At 71.4% G+C, this 8,227-nt stretch carries 5 protein-coding genes; 1 reads left to right on the forward strand and 4 read right to left on the reverse strand.

The genetic code is table 11. The features are described 5' to 3' along the window. Positions 1 to 61 precede the first annotated feature (61 nt). On the forward strand, positions 62 to 1,765 hold the full coding sequence (locus AB0K67_RS38250) for a SpoIIE family protein phosphatase (RefSeq protein WP_364069918.1): 1,704 nt from the start codon (positions 62 to 64) through the stop codon (positions 1,763 to 1,765). Here the strand turns inward: AB0K67_RS38250 and AB0K67_RS38255 are convergent. The 4 genes from AB0K67_RS38255 to dxr form a co-directional block, all read right to left on the reverse strand. Continuing rightward, complete coding sequence (locus AB0K67_RS38255; protein WP_364069938.1) at positions 1,762 to 2,604, reverse strand: GNAT family N-acetyltransferase; 843 nt, start codon at positions 2,602 to 2,604, stop codon at positions 1,762 to 1,764. The two genes, AB0K67_RS38250 and AB0K67_RS38255, sit on opposite strands and share 4 nt — an antisense overlap. Positions 2,605 to 2,752: 148 nt before the next feature. After that, complete coding sequence (locus AB0K67_RS38260) at positions 2,753 to 4,381, reverse strand: alpha/beta hydrolase (protein WP_364069920.1); 1,629 nt, start codon at positions 4,379 to 4,381, stop codon at positions 2,753 to 2,755. Positions 4,382 to 5,550: 1,169 nt separating this feature from the next. After that, a complete protein-coding gene (gene ispG, locus AB0K67_RS38265) occupies positions 5,551 to 6,720 on the reverse strand; it encodes a flavodoxin-dependent (E)-4-hydroxy-3-methylbut-2-enyl-diphosphate synthase (protein ID WP_364069922.1) in 1,170 nt (389 codons plus the stop codon). A 39-nt stretch (positions 6,721 to 6,759) separates the two neighbouring features. After that, positions 6,760 to 7,950: a 1-deoxy-D-xylulose-5-phosphate reductoisomerase gene (gene dxr, locus AB0K67_RS38270; RefSeq protein WP_364069924.1), complete on the reverse strand. Its 1,191-nt coding sequence runs from the start codon at positions 7,948 to 7,950 to the stop codon at positions 6,760 to 6,762. Between the last annotated feature and the right edge of the window lie 277 nt (positions 7,951 to 8,227).

Raw genomic sequence — 8,227 nt, forward strand, 5'->3', positions numbered from 1 at the left:
CGGCCTGCGGTGATACAGAACGCTCCTGGGTAGGTTCCTCCTGATGAAAGGAGATCCGCCCATGAGCGTCCCGCCCCGGCAGGCTGAGCGCCCCCTCACCGCCGAGGGCGGGCATCTGCTGCGGCTGCGCGACCTCAAGATGGCGGGCGCGTACGTGGTCGACGACCGCGGCGTCATCGTCGAGATGAACCCCGCCGCCGAGCGCCTGCTCCGGCGGCGCGCCGCCGATCTGCTCGGCCACGACGCCCACGACGCGATCCACCGCGGCAGGCGCGGCGAGGCGCTGCCGCACAGCCAGTGCGCGTTGCGCCACTCCCTGCTCACCGGCACCACCGCGTCCGGCGACGAGGCGTATCTGGAGTGCGGCGACGGCACGGTGCTGCGGACCTGCTGGCTCATCACGCCGTGCCGGATCGACGGCTCCACCACGGGCGCGCTGGTGATCTTCCACGAGGTGAGCGACAACGGGGAGGACGCCGCCGAGTCTCCGGGCCCCAGCGCGTCGCTGTCCGACCTCGAACGCCTGGCCCTGCTCGCCGAGACCACCGCGACGCTCACCTCCAGCCTCGACGTCCAGGCCACGCTGGGCCACCTGGTGCGCCTGGTGGTGCCGCTGCTGGCCGACTGGGTGGTGGTCGACCTGGTCGCCGAGGAGGGCACGATCTCCCGGTCCGTCGTCGTCCACTACGAGAACGGCGCGCTGATGCACCGCGACGACCTGCAGCGGCAGCTCCCCGCCGTGCGCCCCGATTCGGCCATGCCGCTGTCGCGGGCGCTGCGCGGCGTCACCGCGACGCTGATCAGCCCGCAGACCTACCAGTGCCCGCCCGACACCGACCTCGCCGCCGTCCAGCAGGAGCTGCTGGCGGCGACCGGCATCACGTCCGCGTGCATCGCGCCGATCCGCGGCATCCGCGACGTGATCGGCGCGCTCACCCTCGGGCGTTCCGAGCGGCCCGAGCCGTACACGGCGGGCGACCTGCTGCTGGTCGAGGACATCGCCCGCCGTGCCGGGCTGGCGCTGGACAACGCCCGCCTGTACGAGCGGCAGCGCCGCGTCGCCGAGACCATGCAGCGCCACCTGCTGCCCCGGCTGCCGAGCCTGCCCAACCTGCGGATGAGCGCCTGCTACGTGCCCGCCCCCGACGCCTCCCAGGTCGGCGGCGACTGGTACGACGCGTTCGTACAGGCCGACGGCTCGGTGGGCCTGGTGATCGGCGACGTGGTGGGGCACGACCTCGCCGCCGCCGCCGGCATGGCCCAGTTGTGCAACATGCTGCGCGCGTACGCGGGAGAGCTGGACATCGCGCCCAGCGCCGTCGTGGACAAGCTCGACCAGGCGGTGGCGCGCATGGCCGAGGCCACGATGGCCACCGTCGTCTTCGCCCGCGCCGAGCAGATCGACGGCGGCTGGCGGCTGCGCTGGACCAACGCCGGGCACCCGCCGCCGCTGCTCGTGGAGCGCGACGGCAGCACCCGGTTCCTGGAGGACGGCACCGGCCTGATGCTCGGCACCGGCTTCGAGACGGTACGCGAGGACGCCGTCTACGACCTGCCGCCGCACTCCAGCGTGGTGTTCTACACCGACGGGCTCATCGAGTCGCCCGCCCACAGCCTGGACGACGGCATGGAACGGCTGCGCGAAGAGGCCGCGGCGCTCGCCGGCAGCAGATTGAACGGCTACTGCGACCGGCTGCTCGCCAAGGTGCGCCCGCCCGACAACGACGACGACGTCGCCCTGCTCACCCTGCGCGTGCCCGGCTAGAACAGGACGGACATGAACGTGCCCACCTCGCGGAAGCCGACCTTGCGGTAGACCGCGCGCGCCGAGTGGTTGTAGTCGTTGACGTACAGGGTGACCACGGGGGCGAAGCAGTTCATCGCCGCCTCCACCACGGCCGCCATCCCGGCCACCGCGTGCCCCCTGCCGCGCAGCTCGGGCGCCACCCAGACCCCCTGGATCTGGCAGGCCTGCGGCGTGACCGCGCCGATCTCCGCCTTGAACACCACCCGGCCGTCCTCGATCCGCGCGTACGAGCGGCCGATCCTGATCAGCTCGGCCACCCGCGTACGGTAGAGCGCGCCGCCGTCACCGAGGTTCGGCGAGACCCCGACCTCCTCGGTGAACATCGCCACGCACGCGGGCAGCAGGATGTCGAACTCCTCGGGGCGCACCCGGCGTACCAGCGGGTCGGCCGGCACCGGCGGCTTGCTGGAGGTCGCCATGACCGGCTGCGCCCAGCGGATCGCCCGCGCCCGGCCCCAGTGCGGCTCCAGCCGCTCCCACAGCAGGCTGACCGCGTCGACGGGACCCACGATGGACGAGCAGCGCCGGCCCTGCTTGCGGGCACGATCGGCGAACGCGTGCACGGCTTCGGGACCGGCGTTGACCGGCACCATGTTGGCCCCGGCGTAGCAGAGCGACACGAGGTTGCCGCGCGTGCCATAGCCCCACATCTGCCCGCCCAGCCTCGCCGGGTTGAGGCCGACGGCCCGCACCCGCGAGGAGACGAAGACGTTGGCGACCGGATCGGCGTCGAGCAGGGCGAGAACCTCGTCCCGGTCGTTGTCGTCGAGCACGCGCGACGCCGATGTACGCAGCATCACAATGGTCAGACTACGCGAAGGGTTACCGAATGGCTCATCCGGAAATGCCCACGGTAACCCTTTCTTGACGTCCGACCTCTGCGCGGGCTACGCGGTCACCGGCGGGCGCCCTCTGAGCGATCTCATCGGGCGCCCGGCAGCGGCCTCAGCGCGCGCCCTTCAGCAGGTCCAGCACGCCGAGCAGGCCCAGCAGGTCGGGGGCGCGCGAGCGGCCCGCCGCCTGGGGCGCGGCGACGGCCGGGCTCGGCTGCTGCGCCGCCGCGCAGGACGAGCCGTCCCGCGGCAGCGTCCCGTCCCGCAGGTAGGCCACGAGATGCCGGTCCATGCAGGCGTTGCCCGCGAGCGTCACCCCGTGGTTGCCGCCCTGGTCCACCACCAGCCGGGCGCGCGGGAAGCGCTCGGCCATCTCCTGCGCCCCGCGGTACGGCGTCGCCGCGTCGTCCTTGGACTGCAGGATCAGGAACGGCGGCAGCTTCGGCGAGTCCTTGACCTGCACCGGCGTGCCGCCCCGCACCGGCCAGAACGCGCAGGGAGCGTTGTACCAGGCGTTGGGCCAGGTCAGGAACGGCGCCTTGCGGTGCATCCTGGTCATGTCGGCCCGCCACTTCTCCCACTTGCGTGGCCAGCGCGCGTCGCTGCACTCCACGCCCAGGTAGACGGCGTAGCCGTTCTCGTCGGCCGCGTCGTTCTTGCCGTGCCTGGTGTAGATGTCGGTCAGGCCCGACGCGTCGCCGTCGCGCACGTACGACGACCACGCCTGCGCGAACGACGGCCACACCTTGTCCGTGTAGCCGGCCAGCGCGAACGTGTCGTCCAGCTCGCTCGGGCCCACCACGCCACCGGCCGGGTGCGAGCGCAGCCGGTCGCGCATCGCGTAGAAGGCGAACGACGTCTGCTTCACCGTCGAGCCGAGCTTGTAGACGTCGTTGTGCCGGGCCGTCCAGGCCAGGAACTGCCGGTGACGGCGCTCGAAGGAGCGGTTCTGCCTGAGGTTGAGCGTGTACCAGCTGCCGCTCGGGTCGACCGTGCTGTCCATGACCAGGCGCTTGATCCGGCCGGGGAACAGCGTGGCGTAGACGGCGCCGAGGTAGGTGCCGTACGAGTAGCCGAAGTAGCTGATCTTCTCCTCGCCGAGCGCGGCGCGGATGCGGTCCATGTCCCTGGCGGAGTTCTCCGTCGTCAGGTGCGGCAGCAGCCACGACCACCGGTCGCCGCACGCCTCCGCGTACCTGGCGGCGCGGCTGCGCAGCGCCTTCTCGTGCGTCCTGTTGCGCGGGATCTGGTCCAGCCTGGGCGCCTTGTAGAAGGTCTCCGCGTCCATGCAGTGGATCGCGGGCTCGCTCCCGCCGACACCGCGCGGGTCGAAGCCGACGATGTCGTACCGCTCGGCCACGTCGGCGGGCAGGGATGAGGCCACGTACTCCGTCAGGTTCCGGCCCGGCGAGCCCGGCCCGCCCGGGTTGATCAGGAGCGTACCGAGATGCCTGCTGCCGCTGGGCACCTTGGCCTTGATCCGGTTGAGCGCCAGCTTGATCGTCTGAGCCTTCGGCCTGCGGTAGTCGAGCGGCACCTGCACGGTCGCGCACTCCAGCTCCGCCGACGCCGACTTACCCGGCGCCTTGGGGCAGGCCGCCCACGTCACGGCCGCCGCCGCTGCTTGCCGCGCCGCCGCCGGCGCCTCCCGCGCGGCCACCGCCACCGCGGTCCCGTTCGCACTCCCGACCCCGGCCACGAGCATCGCCACTCCGGCGACGACCACCACTACCCGTTTCACCCGGCCCCCTTCCTGTTCATAGGCCCTGCGATGCTCCCGTGAGTCACCAGGCGATCACGAAGGGTATGGGGAAAAGCTTGCCAACGCCTAGCGGCAAGATTGCCGGGCGACTGGAACCGCCCAAGCCCGCCTCCCGTCCAGCCCGCCTCCCGTCCAGCCCGCCTATCCGCCCCAGCAGCCCGCTCACTGAACCGCGCGAACGCCCACGAGGCCGAACCCCAGCCCAACGAGCCTCCGCACGGCCGGGCGGAACTGGTGGGGACCCTCAGCCGACCGCAGAGCCCGCGCCTCCGCAGGCAGGCGCCATAAGCGCCAGAGACGTGCTCATGCAGGACCCGCCTGTCCCGAGCAGGCGCGACCCGGCTGCCCCCTGCCGGACGGCGCTCAGCCGGCCGCACCAAGGCGCCCTTGCAGAGCGACCACCGCGAGCACCAGGGGCCCGCGTCTTTCGCGCCCTGGCGAGGATGCGGGTGGGCAGGCCCGTCGCAGGGCGGGCGCGGCCGACTGGCCGCCGCCCGGGTGGCGCTCACCAATCCGAATCCAGCAAGGCCGTCACGCGCGCACCGAGCCGGCCGCGCATCCGGACAGCCCCAATCCCACCAGGCCCGCAAACGACCGGGCAACACCCAGCCGGCCACGTCCGGCACACCGCCAGGCTGCGCCTTGCGACCAGCAGACGGCACGCCGGAGCAGCCGCGTCGTCATCGATGAGCCGGCGTGGCGAGCGCGTGAGGCGCGCCCGTGCCGAGGCGCTTCGCACACAAGCGAACAGCGGCCCGCACACCCGACGGACCCCACACAGCGCCAGGGAGGAGGCGCTTCGCACACAAGCGGGCAGCGGTCCGCGCATCCGACGGACTCCACGCCACCAGGGAGTCCGATGCGAGCAGCGCGGCCGGAGCGGAGCACCACAGCGACCGCTGAGGCAACCACGCCCACCAATAGACGTGCCCGCCGTCGAGCGGACACGTCTCGGCTAGCGCTCAGCTCACCGCGACCCCGAGATCCGTGGCACGCAGCCAGCCGCACCACCGAGGCCGGGGCACTCAGCCGACCGCGACCACGACGTCCAAGGCGTTGCGCCGCCCGTGAGGCCCGTGGCGCTCGACGCACCGCGAGCCACAGGAGACCGCCGCCGGTCAGCCGGGCAGGACCGTGAAGGCCGGTGGTCAGCCCACCGTGACCGTGGGGCCGGTGGTGGTGTCGTCGTCGAGGTCGATCTCGACGCCCATCTCCTCGGCGAGCCGCATGGCCTCCTCGATCAGGGTTTCGACGATCTGCGACTCCGGCACGGTCTTGATGACCTCGCCCTTGACGAAGATCTGGCCCTTGCCGTTGCCGGAGGCGACGCCCAGGTCGGCCTCGCGGGCCTCGCCGGGGCCGTTGACGACGCAGCCCATGACGGCCACCCGCAGCGGCACCTTCATGCCCTCCAGACCGGCCTGGACCTGCTCGGCAAGGGTGTAGACGTCGACCTGCGCCCGCCCGCACGACGGGCAGGACACGATCTCCAGGCCACGCTCGCGCAGCCCCAGGGACTCGAGGATCTGGGTGCCGACCTTGACCTCCTCGACCGGAGGAGCGGACAGCGAGACCCTGATGGTGTCGCCGATGCCCTCGGCGAGCAGCGCGCCGAACGCGACGGCGGACTTGATCGTGCCCTGGAAGGCCGGCCCGGCCTCGGTGACGCCGAGGTGGAGCGGGTAGTCGCACTTGGCGGCGAGCAGCCGGTACGCGTTGATCATCACGACCGGGTCGTTGTGCTTGACCGAGATCTTGATGTCGCGGAAGCCGTGCTCCTCGAACAGCGAGCACTCCCACAGCGCCGACTCCACCAGCGCCTCGGGCGTCGCCTTGCCGTACTTCTGCAGCAGGCGGGGGTCGAGGGAGCCGGCGTTGACGCCGATGCGGATGGGCACGCCGGCGTCGGAGGCCGCGCGGGCGATCTCGCCCACCTTGTCGTCGAACTTCTTGATGTTGCCGGGGTTGACCCGGACCGCCGCGCACCCGGCGTCGATGGCGGCGAAGACGTACTTCGGCTGGAAGTGGATGTCGGCGATCACCGGGATCTGCGACTTCTTGGCGATCAGCGGCAGCGCGTCGGCGTCGTCCTGGGACGGCACGGCCACCCGGACGATCTGGCAGCCCGACGCGGTGAGCTCGGCGATCTGCTGGAGGGTGGCGTTGACGTCGGCGGTCACCGTCGTCGTCATCGACTGCACCGAGACGGGGGCGTCGCCGCCGACGGGCACGTTGCCGACCATGACTTGGCGGGAACGGCGGCGTTCGGCGAGCGGCTTGGGACGGACCGTCGGGATGCCGAGAGCTACAGAAGACATTTCAACCCTTACTGTGACGACGCTTTCCAGTTTAGGTAGCTAGCGGGACTGCCCGGCTGTGAGCTCGGCCGCACGGGCCCGCGCCCAGGCGTCGGCCGCGAGCACCTCCTCGACGGAGCCTGCCGGGGTGACCTGGTGTTCTTCGACGACCTTGGCCACGGTGTCGACGATGCCCAGGAACGGCAGATCGCCGCGCAGGAACGCGTCGAGACACACCTCATTGGCGCCGTTGTAGACGGCGGGCGCGGTGCCGCCCTCGCCGCCGACGTGGCGGGCCAGCGCGACAGAGGGGAAGGCGTCGTCGTCGAGCGGTTCGAACGTCCAGGTGTGAGCCTTGGACCAGTCGATCGGCCGAGCGGCGCCGGGGACGCGGTGGGGGTGGCCGAGCGCGAGCGCGATCGCTAGCCGCATGTCGGGCGGGCTGGCCTGGGCGATGGTGGAGCCGTCGACGTATTCGACCATGGAGTGGATGATCGACTGCGGGTGCACCACGACCTCGATGCGGTCGAAGGGCAGGTCGAACAGCAGGTGGGCCTCGATGACCTCGAGCCCCTTGTTGACGAGCGTGGCGGAGTTGATCGTGATGTACGGGCCCATCGACCAGGTGGGGTGGGCCAGCGCCATCTCCGGCGTGACGTCGGCCATCTCCTCGCGTTTCATGCCGCGGAACGGCCCGCCGCTCGCGGTGATCACGAGCTGCTTGACCTGCGAGGGGTCGTAGCCGTCGGGCCCCGCCGCCCACAGGCACTGCTGGAGCGCGGAGTGCTCGGAGTCGACGGGCAGGATCTGGCCCGGCGCCGCCAGCCGCTTGACCAGCGGCCCACCGATGATCAGCGACTCCTTGTTGGCCAGCGCGAGCAGGCGGCCCGCCTTGAGCGCGACCAGCGTCGACGACAGGCCGAGCGCGCCGGTGATGCCGTTGAGCACCATGTCGCACTCCCAGCCGGCCACCTCGGCCACCCCCTCGGGGCCGCCGAGCACGACGGGCTTGACGCCGTGAGCGTCCAGCGCCTCCCGCAGCGCGGGCACGGCCGCCGCGTCGGCCACCGCCACCGCCTCGACACCGAACTCGGCCGCCTGTCTGGCCAGCAGCTCGACCCTCCCTCCCCCTGCCGCGAGGGCCGTGACGCGGAAGCCGTCGGGGTTGGCGGCGATGACGTCGAGGGCCTGTGTGCCGATCGAACCTGTGGAGCCGAGGAGTACGACGGAGCGGAGGGTCTTCGCATGCACAGACCCATTCTCCCCGCTGCGCCGGGCGCTCAGGCACGCCGAGGCGGCCGGGCCAAAATCCGCCTCCTTTTGTGACACGAGATAACCCAGTTCATTTATGCCGGAAATTCGTCATATCGGAATGAGCGAATCTTGAGAAATCCGGATATTGCGGCCGCTACGTTCCCTCCCCGTAGTCCGCTTTAGTACTCCAGCCGCATTTAGTGATCGATGATTCGTCGCTGTCGCTGGTAATGGCAGCGGCGGGCGCGGGCTTGATGCCGACGTCGCCACTGTG

Origin of the sequence: Nonomuraea sp. NPDC052634, assembly GCF_040678535.1 — a bacterium.
Taxonomy (GTDB): domain Bacteria; phylum Actinomycetota; class Actinomycetes; order Streptosporangiales; family Streptosporangiaceae; genus Nonomuraea; species Nonomuraea fastidiosa.

Coding starts and splice junctions, on each gene's coding strand:
- AB0K67_RS38250 (WP_364069918.1), top strand. CDS start 62: ATGAGCGTCCCGCCCCGGCAGGCTGAGCGCCCCCTCACCGCCGAGGGC.
- AB0K67_RS38255 (WP_364069938.1), bottom strand. CDS start 2,604: ATGCTGCGTACATCGGCGTCGCGCGTGCTCGACGACAACGACCGGGAC.
- ispG (WP_364069922.1), bottom strand. CDS start 6,720: ATGTCTTCTGTAGCTCTCGGCATCCCGACGGTCCGTCCCAAGCCGCTC.